The organism is Spirosoma pulveris (assembly GCF_054781875.1).
This window is the reverse complement of sequence record NZ_BAAGTO010000014.1, coordinates 56093-76588: the sequence shown is the minus strand read 5'-3', so window position 1 is coordinate 76588 and position 20496 is coordinate 56093. Positions and strand designations below refer to the sequence as shown.

Here is a 20496-nt window from a genome sequence, read left to right as displayed (position 1 = left end):
TAGTTGGGTTTAGTTGCAGCAACCGGGAGGGCAGCAGGCCGCTGGGGCCGCTTCTTCGGGCTTCTGGGCAAATACGGTGACGCTATAAATACCTTTGTCTTGATGGCGATAATCGGCGATTTCTTCCGCCGACAGATAGTTTTTCAGCACCTCATCGGGCAAAGAAATTTCGCGCTCTTTCTGCACGATGATGTTGGTAAAACCGTTCTCCTGGATGAGCTGCAAATACTCGTTCTTCTGGATGGCACCCGATACACAACCCACATAGAGTTCGGCGTCCTGTTGCAAGCCTGCGGGCAGCTCACCTTTCAGCACGATATCGGAGATGCTGAAATGACCACCGGGCTTCAAAATGCGGAAGGTTTCGCCAACGGCTTTTTGTTTGTCGGGGACCAGGTTCATCACGCAGTTACTCACCACAACGTCGGCCAAATTGCTCGGTAACGGCATGTCCTCGATGTCGCCATAGACAAATTCGACATTGGTAAATCCGAGCGTCTTGGTGTTTTTGCGGGCACGGTCGATCATGGCCGGGGTCATATCCAGGCCGATCACGCGACCCGTTTCGCCGGTTTCGGCACGGGCCACAAAGCAGTCATTGCCTGCGCCCGATCCAAGATCCACTACGGTGTCACCGGGTTTGATCTGCACGAATTGCGTAGGCAGGCCGCAACCCAATCCCAAATCGGCTTCGGCGACGTAGCCGTTCAGCTCGTCATAGCTCACGGTCATATCAATGGGCACGCTGGCGACCGTTTCAGGCCCACAGCAGGAGGTGGGTCCCCAACAGCCATTGGTATCGGCCGGGCCGACGGTCGGTTGTTCGGCAATTGCGCCGTATTTCTGGCGCACGACTTCTTTGATTTGCTCGGCGGTTTCCATATGTTTTCCTATTGGTATAATGTAATATTACGATTGATTCAGGCAAAAAAATACCCGCTGATTTCAGCAGCAGGTCACTGGTACAAACGTATCAAACAATTCTCCGAATGCGCGTTGAGCTTCATCCCATACGGGGGGATTAATGCAATAGCACACGCGGGGCGGGTTGATTTCGCCCTGAATGATGCCAATGCGTTTTAGTTCTTTTAGGTGTTGTGAAACGGTTGCCTGGGCCAAATTCAGCTCGTCCACCAGATCACCGCAGACGCACGCTTTCCTGTCCACCAGCAATTGTAGAATGGCTACCCGTGCCGGATGAGCAAATGCCTTTGCCAGATCCGCAATGCGGTTTTGTTCCTCGGTGAATATTTCGGTTTTGGTAAGTCCCATGTCCCAAAGGTAACAGGTTTTTTATTCATTGCAATATTGCGATGGATAAAATCTATAAGCCGGTTAAAGGTTCATCTTTACTTTGGAAAAAACATAAAAGGTTTCCGTGGCAATTTGCTTGCACCGCTCGTCATATTTAGCGGTTTCCTGGGGTGTGCCATCAAAAGCTTTGGGATCGTCATAGGACGTCGCTACCCGCAGGGCTGCGCCTTTCACAATGGGACATGCTTTATCGGCTTGTGAGCAAGTCATGATCGCCAGGAAATTGCTCTGGGGATTACTGGCATCATCGTATTTCTTGGAGAACGCCTTAATGGGTTCTGCACCAGATGCGTAAGTAATAGCATACATTGGGTTCGGTCCTTCTGATGCTTCGCTAATATCAAATCCCGCTCTTTTGCAGGCAGCTATTGCCCGTTCATTGAAGGCACTAACTTCTGTTCCACCTGAGAAGCTTTTTACGCCTGGAACGCCATAATAAGCAGCGGCTGTGGCTGCCCATAGTTGGCCGAAATGACTGCGTCGGGAATTATGGGTACAGATGTAAATTAGTTGGACAGTCTCTTGAGTGTTGACTTTGAGTTGAACAAACTCCGCAATTTTGTCCAATTCAGTCTTGCGGTCTTGGGGTATTTTTGAAAAGTCCTGCTTAATGCCGTTGATGTAGGTCGTTATAGAGCCATTCAATACCACTTTTTTGTCGGGATCATTGCTCAAGAAAATAGCGGTTGTAGTTAGTAACCATAATGGTAATAGGCTGAAAAGCTTCATAGTACAGCGTTATATATTGTTATCTCCAAACACGAAATTGGTTTCATCGTAAAGTTACGATTAATTTGCTATTCGTGTGGAATTTATAAGTAATCGCTCGCCCGACTGTGTATCTTATGACTTAATCAGTCATCCAAGTGTCTCCTTAATCGCACGTGGCTGTTGCACAACTCTGCTTCCCACAACGATTTTCCAGCGTCTGAAATGGCGAATCAGATTTTCTACCACCTTCTGCCCTTATTAGTTGAGAAAAAGCAGGCAAAAGCCTAAGTAAGTGTCTTGAGAAGACAATGACCAGTTCACCTTTAAGGCTATGGCCTGGCTGACAGTGGACTTGATAGTGAACTTCATACACTTCTTCAGATTGAAGGCAATTGCGGCCATCAGCATCACTTTGTGAGCCCCAGCCTTACCCCGTACATTTATCTTGCGTAACCCATTGTACTCCAACAGACTACATAAGACAGGTTCCACCGTCCGTTGACGAAGCTTTTTCATGCGCTTGCCCCGCCGACTTTACTGGCGCTCCAAGGCTCGACGGTAGAAGGGGTCATAGGCCGTCCGGATAAATTGTCGGCATTGGCTTTTGGGGACACAAGTGGGTTTGAGGGGACACGGTTTGCAATCCTGGTAATCTGCCCGGTAAACTTTCAACAAACCAGTTTCAGCATGGGTGGCAAAGGTCTTGAAAGGCAGTCGCTTGCCAGCGGAACAAGTAAAGTAATCGCCTTCAGGATCATAAGGAAAGCCTTCGATCTGTAGCTTGTACTTGCCAAAAACAGGTATCCATCCGCAACGGCGGACCGTCCGTAATTTTCCACCCCTCCAGTAAGGCGTAGTTACCGCCATTGGAGTATCCTGTATCAGCCAGTAGCTCTTCTAAGCGCAGCTCATTGGCGGCTAACCGTTGCTGAAGTTTCAGCGTAATATCAGGTAAGCACAGGCTGTCTCGACCATCGGCAAAATCGGCCTGCACATTACTAATGACGCCTTCAGCGGTATCAACTGCCAGACTACAATTATAATTGAGTTTGCGGGCTTTACCCGGCTTGATGGAGATGCGGGCATCGGGGTCGGTAGGACTGTAATGAGTTTTACGGTCCGCCGTTGCGGTTGCTCAGTAACTTTGCCTTTTCGTTACCAGCCCCCAGGGTAGTGGGCGCACTTTGCAGATTCTGCTGGCGCTTGGCTAGTCTTCTTAACTGATGATCGGCAGCCGAGATTACCGAGGCTGTCTGACGGGAGCTGAGTTTAGAGGGTCGAATGTACTGGTCCGTTTTGATCTTCAGCTTGGGGTAGTAATTTGGGCCCAGATCGCTGGGGCTGTTTTTCTAAGAGTGTTTCCATCGACGCGTTCGCTTTGACAGGAGCCGAGTCGATAGCGATCCGCCGACCGGCTACCGCAGCCGGTCATATTGTGGGCCACACATAAGCTGAATACTTTATTAAATAGTAACTCAAAAAGTGATTCTGGATAAAGTTGGCGGGTCCGGCTCAGAGTGGAGTGCCAAGGAAGTGACTCATCAATGTTGTAGCCCAGGAAATACAGCATATCCATGCGCATGGAGCAATGCTCAATCAGCTTTTCTATCAGAATTGATATTCTCCAGATAGCCAATGAGCATGAACTTGAAGAAGACCACGGGGTCAATCGATGGATTGCCAGTTGAGCCATAACAGGCTTTAGTATGTTCATACAAGAACCTCAGATCGAGAGTCTCCTTCAGCCGACGGTAGAAATTATCTTTGGGGATGCGGCTGGAAAGCTGGAAAGGGGTGATGATTTTCTCGCGGTCGTGTTTTCTTCCTTGCATGACTGAAGATACAAAAACTCAACCTATCCAGGTATTTTATGCACTGGCAAAGTTGTGCAACAGCCAAGCTCCTTTTTTGAGAAAGTTCCTTCTCGATTCGCGTCGAATAGTTCACTATCTGTCCAACTTAATGTAGCGTACGGGTTTCCTTTTTGACTACCTGTTGCATAAACTTTTACCGTACCTTTGGGGTTGTGAAGTGGTTTACCCTCATATTGTCCGTTTATCTCCTGGGTTTGTCTCTTTGGCCCTGTGCAGATATGCCGCTGATCCCTGTTGGGGAGTCAGGGATAGCTATGATTCTGTCGGCCTCGATTACGGAGTCGAATACCGGCCATCATCACGAGCATGATGCCTGCACTCCTTTTTGTACCTGCGCCTGCTGTGCTGCTACCATTACCATTTCGCCCCGATTCCAGTACTCACCCACTCATTCGGTCAAGATCGTATCAATTGCCGTAGCCGCGTTTGGCTACGCTTCGGATCATCCGTTCGATCCGATTACTGCCATCTGGCAACCCCCTCAACTTCGGGTCTGAACACCCTCGCCGTTTGCGATGGACTGCTTTACTATGCCCTTATAAGGCGTAAGTAGGCGGTTTGTGTGCATTCGGCATCTTCCTATTGTCCATTAGTTCAGACACGATTATGCTGGATCGCATCATCCGATTTTCTATTCAGAATAAGCTCATTATCGGGCTCTTTACCCTCGCGCTCATCGTGTGGGGTGGTTATTCGCTGACCCGATTGCCCATTGATGCCCTGCCCGACATCACCAACAACCAGGTGCAGGTCATTACCCGAAGCCCTGCACTGGCGGCTCAGGAAATCGAGCGGCTCGTTACTTTTCCCATCGAGCAAACGATGGCCACCATTCCCGATATCGTCGAGATTCGCTCACTATCGCGCTTCGGACTGTCAGTCGTCACTATTGTTTTTACCGATAAAACCGATGTCTATTGGGCGCGGCAGCAAATCAGCGAACGCCTGAACGAAGCCCGCAGCCAGATTCCTGCTGGCACCGGTGAACCCGCCATCGGCCCCGTTTCGACGGGTCTTGGTGAAATTTACCAATACGTGATTTACGCCAAACCCGGCTTTGAGAAGCGCTACTCGCCTACCGAACTGCGCTCCATTCAGGATTGGGTCGTGCGGCGGCAATTGCTGGGTACGCCCGGCGTAGCCGATGTGAGCAGTTTCGGGGGTTTGCTCAAGCAATACGAAATTGCCATCGACCCGGATCGGCTACGTTCTTACGGACTAAGCATCGGCGATTTGTTTACGGCCCTTTCGCGCAACAACCAGAACACAGGCGGTGCCTATATCGACAAAAAGCCCAATGCCTACTTCATCCGTACCGAAGGCTTGGTGACCAACCTGGATGATATCGGCCGGATAGTGGTTCGGCGCACGGAGGGCCGTACTCCGGTGCTGATTCGCGACGTGGCTACCGTGCAGTTTGGGTCGGCGGTGCGCTACGGTGCCCTGACCCGCAACGGGGAGGGCGAAGCGGTGGGCGCATTGGTGCTGATGCTCAAGGGCGAAAACGCCAATACGGTGATCGGGAAGGTAAAAACGAGAATGGAACAGATTCGGCGGACGCTGCCCGAAGGCGTGGACGTGCACGCCTTTCTGGACCGCTCTGAACTGGTGGGTCGGGCCATCGGCACCGTCACCAAAAACCTCATCGAAGGCGCGTTGATTGTTATTTTCGTGCTAATCCTGTTTTTGGGCAATCTGCGGGCGGGGTTGATTGTCGCGTCGGTGATTCCGCTGGCTATGCTTTTTGCCATCAGCCTGATGAACTTCTTTGGCGTGTCGGGCAACCTGATGAGCCTCGGTGCCATCGACTTCGGCCTGATCGTGGACGGCGCGGTGATCATCGTGGAAGCATCGCTGCATCATCTGGGACTCATCAAATTATCACGGCTCACCCAGGAACAGATGGACGAGGAAGTCTATGAATCCGCGAGCCGGATACGGGACTCGGCCGCTTTTGGCGAGGTCATTATCCTGATCGTTTACCTGCCGATTTTGGCCTTAGTCGGGATTGAGGGCAAAATGTTTGGGCCGATGGCGCAGGTGGTGGCCTTTGCTATTGCGGGCGCGTTCATTCTTTCGCTGACTTATGTACCGATGATGTCGGCCCTGTTTCTGAGCAAAAATTTAGCCCATAAACAAACGATTTCCGACCGGATGATGGCCTTTTTCCACCGGGGATACGAACCCGCTTTGCGCGGAGTCATGCGGATGAAAGCCCTGGTACTGGGGATGTCAGTCGCGCTGTTAGTGGGAGCGGTTTGGCTCTTTACCTCGCTGGGGGGCGAATTTATTCCCAACCTTAACGAGGGTGATTTCGCCGTGGAAGTCCGGGTGCGCACGGGCAGTTCACTGAGCCAGACCATCGACAAGGTGTTGCAGGCCAGTGCATTGCTGAAGAAACAGTTTCCCGAAGTGCGCGAGGTGATCGGTAAAACCGGCGCGGGCGAGATCCCTACCGATCCCATGCCCATCGAAGCAACCGATTTGATGGTGATCCTTAGACCTCAGGCTGAGTGGACTTCGGCAACCAGCCAGAACGAATTAGCGACGAAAATGGCCGAAGCCCTTAAAGTCATTCCAGGGGTGGAGTTTGGCTTTCAGCAACCCATTCAGATGCGTTTCAATGAACTGATCTCAGGAGCCAAACAGGACGTAGCCATCAAGATTTTTGGTGAAGACCTGGCCGAACTCACCCGGCTGGCGGGGCAGGTCAATGGCCTGGTCAGTAAGGTGTCGGGGGCAACGGATGTGTACGTGGAGCAGGTGTCGGGTTTGCCCCAGATTGTGGTGCAGGTAGACCGCGAGGCCCTGGCCCGCTATGGCCTGAGCGTGGACGAGGTGAACCAGACCGTGTCGGCGGCTTTTGCGGGCCAAAGCGCGGGCCTGGTTTACGAAGGCGAACGGCGGTTTGACCTCACCGTGCGGCTGGCCCAGAGCGGGCGAAGCAGCATCGAAGACGTGCGTAACCTGACCATCCCCGTGCCTGATGGCCCGGCGGTGCCGCTCTCGCAGTTGGCCAGTGTGGAACTGCGGCCAGGACCCAATCAGATTCAGCGTGAGGATGCCAAACGGCGACTCACCGTCGCCTTCAACGTGCGGGGACGTGACGTAGAGAGCGTGGTGCTGGAACTCCAGCAAAAAATAATTGGCCAGATCAAGTTTCCGACCGGCTATTACGTCACCTACGGGGGGCAATTCGAGAACCTTATCGAAGCCCGCGCCCGGCTCTCCATCGCCGTGCCGGTGTCCTTAGCTCTGATCTTCGGGCTGTTGTTTCTCACGTTCGGCTCGGCCCGGCAATCACTGCTGATTTTCTCGGCTATCCCCCTTGCGGCTATCGGGGGCATTCTGGCCCTGTGGCTGCGCGGTATGCCGTTCAGCATCTCGGCGGGCGTGGGATTCATCGCTCTCTTCGGGGTGGCGGTGCTGAACGGTATCGTGCTCATCGGCGAGTTCAACCGGCTGCGGCTGGCGGGCGAAACCAATTTGGTCAAGGTGATTTATGCCGGAACGGCCGTGCGGCTGCGGCCTGTGCTGATGACGGCGACAGTTGCTTCGCTGGGCTTTCTGCCCATGGCTTTATCAAGTTCGGCGGGAGCAGAAGTGCAAAAGCCGTTAGCCACGGTGGTCATTGGCGGGCTGATTACGGCTACGCTGCTGACACTGTTTGTGTTGCCGGTGCTGTACGTGATGATTGAACGGCGGTTCGGCAAGAAATTCGGTCAGCCTAAACCTGACGCAAAACCGGTGGCGGTTTCAGTGGCCAACTGGCTGCTGTTCGGGTTGATTGGCCTGAGCCCTTTATGGGCTGTAGCGACACAGGCACAGGTTACAGCCCAGCCAAGCGTGGCCCGACCAAATCAGACCCAGACGGGCAACGGGGGCAGTCTTTCCTTAGCGCAGGCACTGCAACAGGCAGGCAGTAACAACCCTCAACTGCGGGTGTCGCAACTCAATGTAGGCTACCAGCAAAGTCTGCGGGCCACGGCGGGCGACGTGGGCAAAACTGATATTTCCACCACCTTCGGCCAGTATAACAGCCGCTACATCGACCAATCGTTTACCATCGGTCAGCGGTTGCCCAGCCCGGTCTTAGTGCGGGGGCTGCGCTCACTGGCCGATGCCCGCACCGCCGGGGCCGAAGCCGAAGGCCGCCTGACCCGCGCCGATTTGGCCAGGCAGGTGAAGGCGACCTACTACCAACTTTGGTACGTGCAGTCGCAGGCTGGTTTCTTGCGTAGCCAGGATAGTTTATTTGCGGCCATTGCGCGGGGGGCCGAGGTACGTCGGCGCACGGGAGAAGGGACGCTATTGGAACAGACAGCCGCCGAGGTGCAACGCCGACAGGCCCAAACGGCTCTGAACCAAAACGCCTTGGACGCGCAAATTCTAGCCCGGCAGTTGCAAACGCTACTGGCCAGTTCTGCCTCGCCAACCGTTCCCGATGTGCCGTTGACCGAGCGCATCCTGCCCATTGTTGACTCGTCAATGCTGGCGCAAAATCCCGAACTGGCCCTGTTGGGTGATCAGATCGAGGTGGCCCGGCGCGAAACCGACGTGGAAGCCGCCCGGCTTAAACCCGACTTCACGGTGGGTCTCACCAACCAGTCGTTACAGGGGTTTCAGACCTTGCCTGACGGGGCCGGTGATCGTTTCTACGGTTTCGGCAACCGCTTCACCTACGGGCAGGTTGGCGTCTCGATTCCCCTGTTTACCAAACCGCTTAAAGCCCGCGTAGCAGCGGCCCGCATCGGTCAGCAACGCGCTGAGGCCCAGCGCACGGCCCGCGAGCGTAGCCTGGCAGGCGAGGTAGCTACCACGATACAGACTTACCAGAAAGACCGGCAGGCCTTGGCCTATTACCGCGAATCGGCCCTGCCCCAGGCGACACTGATTCGGGAGCAGGTCACCAAAGCTTACCGAGCGGGCGAAATCGGATACGTCGAACTGTTACAAAACCTCAGAACCGTCAGCGAGATTCAGACCGGCTACTTAGCGGCTCTCAATGACTTAAATCAAACCTTAATCAACCTCGACTTTCTGTTGGGACGAATCGACTAATGAAACAAATCCATCTGATTATCAGCGCTATTCTGCTACTTTCGTTGCTGACCATAACGGGCTGTAAGAAATCATCCGACGGGGCCACCAAAGGCGGGGCTGCTAAAGACGTAACCACCAAAGCAGCGGGCAGTCACGAAGCCGAACCAAAGACCGGGCAACCCGCCGAGGGTGCCGAAGAAGAGGAAGCAGGTTTGATCGAACTGACCGAAGCCCAGTACCAGACCGTTGGCGTGAAGCTGGGTCGCCTGGAGCAGCGGCAAATGAGCCAGTTGATCCGCGTCAACGGTTCGCTGACGGTGCCGCCCGGTCAGCAGGTGTCCGTATCGTCGCCCTACGGCGGTATTCTTAAATCGGCGAATCTGTTAGCCGGTACGCCCGTTCGGCAGGGACAAACGCTGGCCGTGCTGGAAAATCCGGAGTTTATCCGCATCCAGCAGGAGTATCTGGAAACGCAGAGCCAGCTAACGTATCAGCAGCAGGAATACGAGCGGCAGCGTGAGCTGAGTAAGGAAAACGTAGGGGCACTTAAAACGCTGCAACAGGCTACGGCTCAGTTAGGTACGCTCAGGGCGCGACTGGGCGGACTTCGTCAGCAATTGGCTATCCTGGGCCTGAACTCGGCCAAACTGACCCCCGAAACCATCACCCGCACCATGAGCGTCCGTGCGCCCATTGGCGGTACGCTTACGAAGGTCAACGTGAACCGGGGCAGCTACGTGGCGGCCAATGATGTGCTGTTTGAACTGACAAACGCGGCTGGTCTGCTGGCCGAACTGACGGTGTTCGAGGGCGACCTGGCCAGGATGCAGGTTGGGCAGCGGGTGCGGTTTTCGGTGGTCGGTGCGTCGGGCGAACGCACGGGACGCATCAAACTCATCAACCGCGAAGTCAATGCTGACCGGACAGTGAAGGTCTATGCGAGTTTGGATAATCCGGCAGTAGGTACGTTACGGCCCGGCACGTTTGTTAAAGCCGTTATCGAGACGGGCGCGGCCACCGAACCGGCCCTGCCCGAACCGGCGGTGGTGCAGTCGGGCAACAGCAGCCAGATTTTTGTGTTTGCGGGAAAAGAAGACCACGAAGGGCTGGTTCACTACCGCTTCCGGCCCGTGCCGGTGCGGGCGGGCGCGGCCCAGAACGGCTACCGGGCCGTAACCCTGCCAACGGACGTAGCGGCTGATGCGCAGGTAGTTTTGGCGGGTGCCTACGATATTCTGTCGGCCAGTGCTGGGGGCGATGAAGGAGGCGGACATGGACACTAACAGCCTGGAACGAACCGATTCGGTCTTGCTCACGCCAACCGGTAACAAGGTTCACCTGCACGCCCGCGATGCCATTCGTAGCGTGCGGGTGGATCGGCTGGTATCGGAAAATGAGCTAAGCTTTGACCACTACCCGGCCCTGTCGTTATCTATTGCCGATGAATCGGGTTTGGTGCTTTGGAGTGAGGAAGTGTATACCTATACGCTGCCGGAGAGACCGGGCGAAGCCCGGATCGGGCGCACGTTTGCGGTTTGGGAAAGCCTGACTCTTGGTATCGAAACCCACGGGGAAGCGTTTGATTTCTCCATCCGGGTGTATTACACACTAAATCCTGACTGAGATGAAACCTATAGTAAGTGCTTACCTGATGCTGCTATGACCCCTCTGTTTCAACAGATCATTACTTATGCGCTGCTGCCAACTCTTGCCCTGACGGGCGGGGGGCTGCTGGCCCTGTTTATCCCGTTCGGGGTTCAGGTACGTTCGGCCATTCTGCACTTTGCGGCTGGCGTGGTCTTTTCTGTGGTGGCGGTTGAGATTCTGCCCGACGTAGTACGGCTGCACGATCCCCTGCTGACGGTCATCGGCTTTAGCGCGGGTATCGGCTTGATGCTGTTGATTCGGCGGTTCACTGAATCCGCCCCGGAAACGACCGAAAACCCGGCTCTCGCACTGACTTCGGATGGTACGGCCCCCCAGCAAGCCGCTTCCTTACCCGTAGCGTTTCTGCTGGCCATCGGGGTAGATATTTTCATCGACGGGCTGCTACTGGGGATCGGCTTTGCTGCCGGGGCAAAAGAAGGCATTCTGTTGGCCTTTGCGCTGGGTGTCGAAGTGCTATCGTTGGGCCTGGCTACGGCTACTTCGCTGACCGAAGACGGTGTGTCCCGGTCCCGCATTATCCGGCTCTTGCTGAGCCTGTCAGTACTGTTTTTTGCCAGCACGGTGGGGGGGGGCACGCTGCTGCACAACCTGCCCGAAACGGGGCTGGACATCGTTTTGTCCTTTGGACTGGCGGCTCTGCTGTTTCTGGTCACGGAAGAACTGCTGGTCGAAGCGCATGAAGGACTGGAGAAGCCCTGGATGACGGCTACGTTCTTTGCGGGTTTCCTGTTGTTTTTAATCCTAGGCATGGTCGCCTGATGGCTTTTGTCCCAAATCACTAGTGGATTATGTACAAGATTCTACTGAACCAGCCTGGTCGGCTGGCCCTTCGGGTGGCTGACTTAATTACGGCGGAGGATTACTATGAACTCCGTCCGTTGCTGGATACGACGCTGCACAGTTCCGATGAAGCCCGGCTGTATTGGGAGATGGAGTATTTCCGGGGCTGGCAACCAGACCAGCTCTGGCGGGATTTGCAGTTTGACCTGACGGTCACAGCGGATTTTGCCCGCATCGCGCTGGTGGGTACACCTGACAATATAGCGTTCATCACGCCAGTCATGCAAACCGTCTTCCGGGCGGAACTTCGCAGCTTCTCACTTGACCAGAGAGAATCAGCCTGGCAGTGGTTTGACGATAATAAATTAGCTATCCCACGGATAAATTAATATCTACTATGGAAAAAACTAAATCATACCAGCCCAGGCTAACGGCCCTGTCCCGGTCCCTGATTGCCCTCACTGTCGGTGGTATAGTTTGGTTGCTGACGGCAGGAAGTTTGACCTGGCAAGCCCGGTTCCTGCTGGGCTGGCTGGCCTACGCCCTGACCGTGCTGGTACTAATCTGGCTGATCATCGGCAGGGCCGATGCCCGGCAGACGGCTCAGCAGGAAGATGAAAGCCGACCGGCTATCTTTCTGTTTACGGTGGGCGCAGCTTTGGTCAGTCTGCTGGCTGTAGTCTTTCTGCTGGGTTCGGTTAAGGGGCTATCAGCTTCCGAAGCGACGCGGCACGTGATTCTGTCCGGGCTGACCTTGGTTAGCTCATGGATGCTGACGCATAGCATTTTTACACTGCATTACGCTCACCTCTACTATAACCCCGACGAAACGGAACGGGTAGGTGGTCTTGACTTTCCCGGTGAGGAGCCACCCGATTACGTCGATTTCGCCTACTATTCGTTCGTGGTCGGTATGACGTTTCAGGTTTCTGACGTAGCCATTACCGCCAAACCGCTCCGGCGGTTGACCCTATTACATGGTGTTTTGTCCTTCGCGTTTAATACGCTCATCATTGCCCTGACCATCAACACCGTTTCCGGTCTGTTGTAGGCTGGCCCATTCATCCATTAACCGTTCTACTCTGTATGAAGACTATCCAGCACCTAATCCAGCAAGAACTGAGCGAAGCCCAGGCGGTGCTCAGCGCCTTTATGGCCAATGACAATAATCTGACTGCGATTGAAAAAGCCGCCCGGCTTATGGCGGATGCTCTGAACGGGGGACACATGATTCTTAGCTGTGGCAACGGCGGTTCGCTCTGCGATGCCATGCACTTCGCCGAGGAATTATCCGGCCGCTTCCGTAACGACCGCTCAGGTCTGGCGGGTCTGGCCATTGCGGATGTAAGTCATCTGACCTGCGTAGGCAACGATTACGGCTACGAGTTCGTGTTTTCGCGCTTTATCGAAGGCTTGGGCCATCCGGGCGATGTGCTGCTCGGCCTAAGTACAAGCGGCAATTCCGCCAATGTGGTATGGGCCGTCGAAGCGGCCCGGCAGCAAGGCATGTCGGTTGTTCTGCTGACGGGCAAGGACGGGGGCAAGCTGGCGGGTCTGGCCGACGTTGAAATTCGCGTGCCTCACTTCGGTTATGCCGACCGGATTCAGGAAGTTCACGGCAAGATCATTCACATCCTGATTCTGCTGATTGAAACGCTGGTAATCCCCGTCAAACGGTCTTGCTAGTTCAGGTAACCGATGACCAAACACAAGACTAATCAATAAACCCAACACCCCTCACAAACCGGATCGGCTGCGGGCCGCTGGGAGAAGGCATTTGCTTCGATCAGGCGGGAGACGGCTTTTACCCTGAGTGAGCGCGGCAACGCGGCCTCCGTAACGCTGATAGGTCCGCTTTCTTTTTAATCGAAAAAAGTGCCATTCAACTACAGGACCCGTTTGAGATCCGGCCTACCGACACGCCGATGACGGCCATCGCTAATGGGATCGAAGTGAGTTTAAACCAATTAACGGGCGGGGCTATGGCCGGACAACCAACCGTATCGCCCACTTATTTTATACTTTAAAGAAACCATGTATCATACTATTCTTATCATAGAGCTCGTGATTGGGGTCGCGTTTACGCTGGGCTTGCTGGGGTGGTGTCTGTATTGGCTGGCTATCTTGTCCGGCATCGTCAGGAAACAGACGAAACTGACCAGGCGTCCGACTAATGGCACTGTACCTGGTCAGGCAGGCAGGCCCGTCTTGACGATAGGGCAAAAGAAGGCCGTTATCCCTATTTCCCGGCAAATGCTTTACACAGCGAGACGAGAACGCGACTGAACAACCATTGCGCTTATCGAATGTTGCAGAACTATGGATGCACTTTTTATTGGTAGCTTGACACTGAGTCTTCTACACGCCCTGATTCCTAGCCATTGGCTCCCGTTTGTGACCATCGGCCAAACGGAACGCTGGAGCCTGCGGCAGACACTGACCGTAACAGCCATTGCGGGACTGGCTCACACCATCAGCACGACGCTGCTGGGGGTGCTGGTTAGTCTGGCGGGCTGGCAGTTGGCGGAGAATTACCACGACCTGTCGGAGCGGGCCATTCCCTTGCTGCTTCTGGCGTTAGGTTTATGGTATCTAATGCAGCATCTGCGCCACAGGCACGTACATGATCACCTCGACGCCCAAGGCACCCGGAAAGCCCGGTCGTTTTCGGCGCTACTGTTGTCGCTAGGACTGGCGATGTTTCTGTCGCCCTGTCTGGAGATCGAAACGTACTTTCTCAGCGCGGGGGCAAAAGGATGGGGAGCGGTTGGGCTGGTGGCTCTTATCTACAATAGCATCACCCTGTCGGGAATGCTGCTGATGGTGACGATTGGTCGCCGGGGGTTAAGCTATGTGAACCCGCACTGGTTTGAGCATCACGAAAACCTGATTACCGGCCTGACGCTCGTCGGGCTGGCTGTATTTAATTTTTTCATCGAATTCTGATAAATTATGGCACACGATCACGACCATGAAGGGCATGACCACGACGAACAGGATGACGTCGAATTAATCGAAGAAGGAACAACTCCGGCGGCCGACGCGGCCCCGGCCAAGAAAGGGCCTGATCAGACTTGGCGTACCTATGCCCCGGCTGCAATCAGTTTGGTGTTACTGCTGGGTGGCATTGCGCTGGACTATTTCAAATTGAGTTGGTTCCGCGACCCGGTTCGACTAATCTGGTACGTAGTAGCTTACCTGCCCGTTGGCTGGCCGGTGCTGCGCCGGGCGTGGAGCAGTAGTATCCGGGGTGATGTGTTCACCGAATTTTTTCTGATGGGCGTGGCCACGCTCGGCGCGTTTGGTATCCGCGAATATCCTGAAGGTGTCGCCGTGATGCTGTTCTACACCATCGGCGAATTATTTCAGGATGCAGCCGTGTTGCGGGCGCGTCGTTCGATCAAAGCTCTGCTCGATGTGCGGCCCGACGAGGTAACGGTGCTTAAAAACGGGCAAACACAGGTAGTCAAAGCTGCGACGGTGACCATTGGTGATGTGATTCAAATCAAACCGGGCGAAAAGGTGGGATTAGATGGAACAATGCGCTCAACCACGGGTACGTTTGATACGGCGGCTCTGACGGGTGAAAGCGTTCCGCGCACCATTGAGAAAGGAGAAGCTGTGCTGGCGGGTATGATCAACCGGCAGTCGCTGGTGGAGATGGACGTAACCACGCCCTACCAGGATTCCAAACTCTCCCGAATTTTAAAGCTTGTTCAGCAGGCGACGGGCCGCAAAGCGCAGACCCAAGAGTTTATTGCCCGCTTCGCCAAGATTTACACGCCGATCATTTGTTTGCTAGCGGTGCTAATTACAGTAGTTCCGTACTTTTTTGTTACAGACTACCGCTTTGCCGACTGGCTCTACCGGGGGCTGGTGTTTTTAGTGATTGGCTGTCCCTGTGCGCTGGTGATTTCCATTCCGCTGGGCTATTTCGGGGGCATTGGGGCTGGATCAAAACAGGGTATTCTATTTAAAGGGTCCGTATTTTTAGATCTGATAACCCAGCTCAAAACGGTCGTTATGGATAAGACGGGTACACTCACCAAAGGCGTCTTCAAGGTCCAGGAGGTAAAGCCTAGCGGCATCGACGCGAAAGAATTAACCCGGCTTACGGCGGCTTTGGAAAGCAAATCGACTCACCCGGTGGCTACAGCAATCATTGACCATGCAGATACCGGCCACGAAATGGTATCAGTTGAAGGGGTTGAAGAAATTGCTGGTCATGGCCTGAAAGGGATGGTGGAAGGGAAAGAAATGCTGGCAGGTAATGCCAAGCTGCTTCGTAAGTTTAACGTCAGCTTCGACGAGGCCCTGACCCAAATTCCGTTCACTATCGTCATGACCGCAATCGACGGCAAATTTGCGGGATACTTTACCATTGCCGATGAGGTAAAACCCGATGCCGCCGACGCGGTAAAACGGTTGAAAGCGGACGGCATCCGAACGGTGATGCTATCGGGTGACAAAGCAGCCGTGGTCGAGATTGTTGCCAAACAGGTCGGCGTAGACGAGTGGCACGGCGATCTGCTACCCGAAGATAAAGTCGCTCAGGTCGAACGGCTCAAGGCTGATTTAGCCGGTAATTCAAAAGCAAAGCTGGCTTTCGTGGGCGACGGGGTGAACGATGCGCCGGTGGTTGCCCTCGCTGACGTGGGTATGGCGATGGGTGGCCTCGGTTCCGATGCCACTATTGAAACCGCCGACGTAATTATCCAGAACGACGAACCGGCTAAAATTGCCATCGCCATTGAAATTGGCCGCGCAACCCGCCGGATTGTCTGGCAGAACATCACGATGTCAATGGTCGTCAAAGCCATTGTGCTAGTACTTGGTGCGGGCGGATTAGCCACCATGTGGGAGGCCGTTTTTGCCGACGTGGGCGTAGCGATGCTGGCGATTTTAAACGCCGTGCGGGTACAGAACCTCAAGTTTAAATAAGCTCTGAAACAAAGAAACACCCCGCAGCCTATAGGTTACGGGATGTTTCTTTGTTTCAGAGCTATGAAATCTACTCATGCCAATCAGGCCACTGGATCGCTGTGGCCGCTAGTGTCGTGGGTCTCGGCGTGATGTTCCGCAGCCGCCTGTGCATGCTGATCGGCTAAATTGTGATGACCATAGCCCACATAAGCCTCGTGGGCCTCTTTTTCGTGATCGCCTGCTTCGTGAAGTTGCTGGGCTTTCTCGTGATACTCGGCCGCTTTACGGAAGTGATAAGCGGCCTCTTTATGATGTTCATGTGCCATACTTGACATTGATATAGTGAATACTAAATACTCCTTTAAGAACTGTCTGATCTGGTCAATGTTCGTCTCTCCAAATTAATAAGTCATTAAGAACACCTGGCACCTCTGCTATTGATTATGAGATATAGTGCAGACCTTCACAGGTGCTGGTCAATACGTAGTTGCTGTAGACTTTATGGGCCAAAAACACCAGGACGGTTTATAGCCGCACAGCAAGCGTCAGGGCCATCCTCTTATAATAGCTTGATGGCCCTGACGCTTACCGACTGATCAAAAACCGCCCCGGATGGATAGTCAGTAGCCGGTCGTTTGTCAGTGTCGCAATCCAAATTGAGTCGGCTCCCTCACCCCGCCCGATTAGCTCACCGTGGTGATTATACAGTAAAAAGCCCCGGCTACTGCCGCAATAGCGGCACAGATGCAACACAAATACTTCCTGTTCCCGATAGCGGGCCTGATGCACTTCCCAGCCGTAATGATATGGTGCCCAGGATTGAGCATTTTGGATCATCTGGTTTAGCCAGCGGAGATTAAGGGTCGGTTGTTCGCACCAATGGCGGTGGTGCGCCCGTATAACCGGACGTGGTTGAGCGTATCCAATACTCAGGGACAGCGCGAGACAGCACAGCAGTTTCATGGCAACGGGGTTTAGGAGTACACATAGCCAGGACGTTGAGAATAAGTATGGTGTGGTTTATAACAGGCAGTTTATAACCCCCAACGAGTTAGAAGTACGTTGAAAAGCCAAACTGAAATCCGGCTGTTCGGGCGGGGGGGTTGCCCAGTAAATCTGTTTGCCAGTGGTAGCGGTAGTTGGCTCGAATCACCGTCGTGGGCGACGGGCGGAAGCTCAGGCCCGGCACGATAGCCCACAGATCATCCCGCAGGGGATCACCCGTTTCGGCGAACGTACCCACGTTGTAATCAACCCGCTCCACGCGCAGGGCCGCGTTGACGACCGCTTTTTTCCAGCCAAACATGGTCTTCTTCACCAACGGATGCACGATGTCAATCCAGCCCCCCTGCTGCATCCGGCCAAATTGCTGGGTGTAGGTGGCGGGGACGTTGATGCTGGCCCACACGAATTCGCTGTTGATGAACGTACCCGTAGGCAGGGTCGTGTTAAAATCCAGTGCCCACACATCGACCCGCCGACGTTGATCGAGTATCAGTCCATCAATCTGGAATTTATTGTACACCCCTCCCATCCACGATAAGCCGATTTCGCCCAATTTTCGTCGTTTGAAGGCCGTTTTGAGCGTGACTAAGGGCACCCCATTGAAGCTCTCATCGAAGCGGTCGCGGTTGGCTTTGGTGGTAGGCAGAAACGTTCGGTTCTGGCCGTTGGCAATGATCTGATCGTCGAAGCCGTTGGTCAGGTATGCTTCGTAAGCCCACACCCAGTTGGCGGTGTATTTCTTGCCATATAAGCCAAATCCCACATTGCTCCAGGTGGAGGGAATAATCGTCACCGACGAAATAGGTCGGTCAATGAATTCCCACTTAGGGCCATCGTGGTTTTGGTTGAAGGAACCAATCGGGTTCATGATGATACCCCCGCGCAGGTTCAGCAACGGAGTCAGTTCGATGTCCATCGCGGCAAACTCGATGTTGATTTCCTTCGTACCGTCCTCGAACTCGATCTCGGAGAGAAACTTGATCCGCCGGTTGATGCTCGATGCCAGGAAGATGGTCATCCGGCGGGCCTGAAACGAAAGGCCATCAGTCTTGCCATTGGTCTGCATATACTGGGTGTTGGCTTCCAGATAGCCACCAATCGACACAGGAGCCTTCGTTGACGTGAGAAAAGGGCGGTCATACGTAGCATCCATGTTGATCTTGAGTGCTCCCTTCTCCTGTTTACCCTTGCGAAGCGTCGAATCCCGGTAAAACAAGTCGGCAAATGCTTTGGGCATGGGGGTCGAATCCGCGGGTATCGGCTTGGTCACGGTCACCGCCGAAGTAATTGTAACCGAGGTCGAAACGGGTCGGGCAGCGTCAGGCTGTGCATAAGCCGCCACCTGCATCAGTACAGACCCAATCAGAAAATAGAGTGTTTTCGTCATCAGGCGATATTGATGTAGATATACTGTTCGTCGGTCGTCACGTTGTATCGCTTCAGGCTATCCTCGGCGGGGCCTTCTGTTACCCGCCCATCGGTGTCGTATTCGCTGCCGTGGGCCGGGCACGACAGGTAGCCATCGTGCGCGTTTAAGTCGTTGCCCTGATGGGTGCATTGCATCAATACCGCCGTGTAGTTGTCACCCCCAACCCGGCGCAGGTAAATCGGATGGGTCTGATTCTTCATCTCGACCACCATAAACGGGCGTTGCCGTTTGCCGTTGGGATCAAGGTCAAATTCTTTCTTGCTGATCTGAATTGCCCAGCCTTTGATGCGGGGGGCCTGCGCGTAATAGACGCTCGCACAGCTCGTCAGGGCGGCCGTCAGCACTGATGTACTCAGGCAGGCCATACCGCAGGTTTTCAGGACCGCCTGCCGCAGGAAGTCCTGTCGGTTTAATGTTACTTCTTTTTTCATAAGAGAAAGGCTCGGACTGGCGAGCCAGGTGAGGTTAGAGAGTGTCTAAGAAACGAAGCAGCTTACCGCGTTCGGCTTCAGCCAGTTTGGCGTACTTTTCCACGCTCCGGCTGGCTTCCCCGCCGTGCAGCCGGATGGCCTCGTCTACGGAGTGAGCGCGACCATCGTGGAGCAGGAATACCCGCCCCCCCTGGGAATTTTGCGACAGGCCTAGGCCCCACAGGGCGGGTGTCTTCCATTCGGCAGTTTTAGCTATCCCTTCGGTGTAGCCGTCGTCAAGGCCCGCGCCCATATCGTGCAGCAGCAGGTCGGTGTAGGGTGAGAAAGTCCGGTTGGCCAGCGCGGCTACATCCGATTGCCCTGTTTTCCAGTTGGGCGTGTGGCATTTGCCGCAATCCAAGCTTATAAACAGTTGCTTACCCGCCACTACCATCGGGTCGGCGGGGGTACGTTGCAGGGGCACTTTTAATGTTCGCAGGTAAAATACCACCGCATTGACCTTTGCCGACGATACCTCGGGGTCATCTACGCCGTCGCCAGCCTGCCCGGATACATTGTAATTAATCGGATCGTCGGAATCAAACTCGGAGGTAATGCCCATGTCCTGTTTGTATGCGTTGACGGTCTGATGCAACAGGTCAATCGCTGCCGCCTTCTTGCCGAATCGTCCAACGTACCTGTCATTTTGTTCTTTATGGAACCACTGCGGTTTGAAGTAATGGGGAGCATGAATCCAGTTGGGTACGCCCGAAATACCGTCCCCGTCCCGGTCGGTCGGGTCGGCATTTGCCAGAATCTGCTCGTCGGAAAGGGCGGCCAGCAGGCCCAGTCCGGTATTGGCGGGTGGGGTAAACTTAGAGAAGGGCGCACCCGCAGGTAGTAATTCGGCGGCATGGCCCGGAATGGCCCGGTTTTGCAGTTGGGGGCCACCCTGCCCCATAAACCGATTACCCGTATCGTCGTGCTGCCCGAAGCGGGTGAGGGTGGTGAAGGGCGTTCCCTTCCCATCACCGGCATGGCAGGAGCCGCAGGAACTGGCAACGAAAATAGGCCCTAGGCCAGTGGCCGGGGTGAAAATGTCGCGGTTGAACGCGGCATCGCCCAGCGCAAACAGGGCATTCTGTTCCGGGGTTAGCTCGGCAATTGGCCCGTCGAGCAGGGCATCGTCAGCGGGAGCTGCTGGCAATAGGGCCTCGCAGGCTACTGCCACGAACACAATTACCGACAGCACCAGATACAGTAGTGTTATCTTCTTCATTAAAAAGCAGGGAAAAGGTGAATACAGTGGCATAGTACACCCCGGTCGTCATGAACCAGT

At 54.5% G+C, this 20496-nt stretch carries 22 protein-coding genes; 10 read left to right on the top strand and 12 right to left on the bottom strand.

The window, feature by feature from the left end; genetic code table 11:
* Positions 1-9 precede the first annotated feature (9 nt).
* The 6 genes from ACYVJM_RS28160 to ACYVJM_RS28135 form a co-directional block, all read right to left on the bottom strand.
* Positions 10-882, bottom strand: a complete 873-nt coding sequence (locus ACYVJM_RS28160) for an arsenite methyltransferase (RefSeq protein ID WP_460963715.1) — start codon at positions 880-882, stop codon at positions 10-12.
* Positions 883-945: 63 nt separating this feature from the next.
* Positions 946-1272, bottom strand: coding sequence for an ArsR/SmtB family transcription factor (locus ACYVJM_RS28155; RefSeq protein ID WP_460963716.1), 327 nt, complete (start codon positions 1270-1272; stop codon positions 946-948).
* 63 nt (positions 1273-1335) lie between these two features.
* A complete protein-coding gene (locus ACYVJM_RS28150) occupies positions 1336-2043 on the bottom strand; it encodes a low molecular weight phosphatase family protein (protein ID WP_460963717.1) in 708 nt (235 codons plus the stop codon).
* A gap of 240 nt (positions 2044-2283) precedes the next feature.
* Positions 2284-2541: a transposase gene (locus ACYVJM_RS28145; RefSeq protein WP_460963718.1), complete on the bottom strand. Its 258-nt coding sequence runs from the start codon at positions 2539-2541 to the stop codon at positions 2284-2286.
* Positions 2542-3328: 787 nt separating this feature from the next.
* A complete protein-coding gene (locus ACYVJM_RS28140) occupies positions 3329-3595 on the bottom strand; it encodes a transposase (protein WP_461151555.1) in 267 nt (88 codons plus the stop codon).
* 22 nt (positions 3596-3617) lie between these two features.
* Positions 3618-3857, bottom strand: a complete 240-nt coding sequence (locus ACYVJM_RS28135) for a transposase (RefSeq protein WP_460963721.1) — start codon at positions 3855-3857, stop codon at positions 3618-3620.
* A gap of 260 nt (positions 3858-4117) precedes the next feature.
* On the opposite strand from ACYVJM_RS28135, the gene ACYVJM_RS28130 reads away from it, so the two are divergent.
* The 8 genes from ACYVJM_RS28130 to lpcA all read left to right on the top strand — a co-directional run bounded on the left by ACYVJM_RS28130 (position 4118) and on the right by lpcA (position 13076).
* A complete protein-coding gene (locus tag ACYVJM_RS28130) occupies positions 4118-4396 on the top strand; it encodes a DUF6660 family protein (RefSeq protein WP_460963722.1) in 279 nt (92 codons plus the stop codon).
* A 109-nt stretch (positions 4397-4505) separates the two neighbouring features.
* Positions 4506-8960, top strand: coding sequence for a CusA/CzcA family heavy metal efflux RND transporter (locus ACYVJM_RS28125; RefSeq protein ID WP_461151529.1), 4455 nt, complete (start codon positions 4506-4508; stop codon positions 8958-8960).
* On the top strand, positions 8960-10225 hold the full coding sequence (locus ACYVJM_RS28120) for an efflux RND transporter periplasmic adaptor subunit (protein ID WP_460963724.1): 1266 nt from the start codon (positions 8960-8962) through the stop codon (positions 10223-10225). Before ACYVJM_RS28125 ends, ACYVJM_RS28120 begins: the two co-directional genes overlap by 1 nt.
* The gene (locus ACYVJM_RS28115) at positions 10215-10565 is read left to right on the top strand and encodes a hypothetical protein (protein ID WP_460963725.1); all 351 of its coding nucleotides are present in this window, start codon (positions 10215-10217) and stop codon (positions 10563-10565) included. The genes ACYVJM_RS28120 and ACYVJM_RS28115 overlap by 11 nt, the downstream gene beginning before the upstream one ends.
* A 36-nt stretch (positions 10566-10601) precedes the next feature.
* Positions 10602-11369, top strand: coding sequence for a ZIP family metal transporter (locus ACYVJM_RS28110; protein WP_460963726.1), 768 nt, complete (start codon positions 10602-10604; stop codon positions 11367-11369).
* 29 nt (positions 11370-11398) lie between these two features.
* The gene (locus ACYVJM_RS28105) at positions 11399-11779 is read left to right on the top strand and encodes a SpoIIAA family protein (protein WP_460963727.1); all 381 of its coding nucleotides are present in this window, start codon (positions 11399-11401) and stop codon (positions 11777-11779) included.
* Positions 11780-11787: 8 nt separating this feature from the next.
* Positions 11788-12441 carry a DUF1345 domain-containing protein gene (locus ACYVJM_RS28100; protein WP_460963728.1) on the top strand — a complete coding sequence of 218 codons (654 nt, stop codon included), beginning with the start codon at positions 11788-11790 and terminating at the stop codon, positions 12439-12441.
* A gap of 35 nt (positions 12442-12476) precedes the next feature.
* Complete coding sequence (gene lpcA / locus ACYVJM_RS28095; RefSeq protein ID WP_460963729.1) at positions 12477-13076, top strand: D-sedoheptulose 7-phosphate isomerase; 600 nt, start codon at positions 12477-12479, stop codon at positions 13074-13076.
* Between the two features lie 330 nt (positions 13077-13406).
* On the opposite strand, the gene ACYVJM_RS28090 is transcribed toward lpcA, so the two are convergent.
* A complete protein-coding gene (locus tag ACYVJM_RS28090) occupies positions 13407-13613 on the bottom strand; it encodes a hypothetical protein (protein ID WP_461151528.1) in 207 nt (68 codons plus the stop codon).
* Between the two features lie 96 nt (positions 13614-13709).
* Between ACYVJM_RS28090 and ACYVJM_RS28085 the strand changes: the two genes are divergently transcribed.
* Positions 13710-14336, top strand: a complete 627-nt coding sequence (locus ACYVJM_RS28085; RefSeq protein WP_460963731.1) for a hypothetical protein — start codon at positions 13710-13712, stop codon at positions 14334-14336.
* A gap of 6 nt (positions 14337-14342) precedes the next feature.
* Positions 14343-16331 carry a heavy metal translocating P-type ATPase gene (locus tag ACYVJM_RS28080; RefSeq protein WP_460963732.1) on the top strand — a complete coding sequence of 663 codons (1989 nt, stop codon included), beginning with the start codon at positions 14343-14345 and terminating at the stop codon, positions 16329-16331.
* Positions 16332-16414: 83 nt separating this feature from the next.
* On the opposite strand, the gene ACYVJM_RS28075 is transcribed toward ACYVJM_RS28080, so the two are convergent.
* The 5 genes from ACYVJM_RS28075 to ACYVJM_RS28055 all read right to left on the bottom strand — a co-directional run bounded on the left by ACYVJM_RS28075 (position 16415) and on the right by ACYVJM_RS28055 (position 20436).
* Positions 16415-16639 (bottom strand): hypothetical protein, encoded by a 225-nt coding sequence (locus ACYVJM_RS28075; RefSeq protein ID WP_460963733.1) that lies wholly within the window; start codon positions 16637-16639, stop codon positions 16415-16417.
* A 259-nt stretch (positions 16640-16898) separates the two neighbouring features.
* A complete protein-coding gene (locus tag ACYVJM_RS28070) occupies positions 16899-17276 on the bottom strand; it encodes a hypothetical protein (protein ID WP_460963734.1) in 378 nt (125 codons plus the stop codon).
* A gap of 88 nt (positions 17277-17364) precedes the next feature.
* Positions 17365-18705, bottom strand: a complete 1341-nt coding sequence (locus tag ACYVJM_RS28065; protein WP_460963735.1) for a hypothetical protein — start codon at positions 18703-18705, stop codon at positions 17365-17367.
* Positions 18705-19178 (bottom strand): QcrA and Rieske domain-containing protein, encoded by a 474-nt coding sequence (locus tag ACYVJM_RS28060; protein WP_460963736.1) that lies wholly within the window; start codon positions 19176-19178, stop codon positions 18705-18707. The genes ACYVJM_RS28065 and ACYVJM_RS28060 overlap by 1 nt, the downstream gene beginning before the upstream one ends.
* Before the next feature lie 34 nt (positions 19179-19212).
* Positions 19213-20436, bottom strand: coding sequence for a di-heme oxidoredictase family protein (locus ACYVJM_RS28055; RefSeq protein ID WP_460963737.1), 1224 nt, complete (start codon positions 20434-20436; stop codon positions 19213-19215).
* Between the last annotated feature and the right edge of the window lie 60 nt (positions 20437-20496).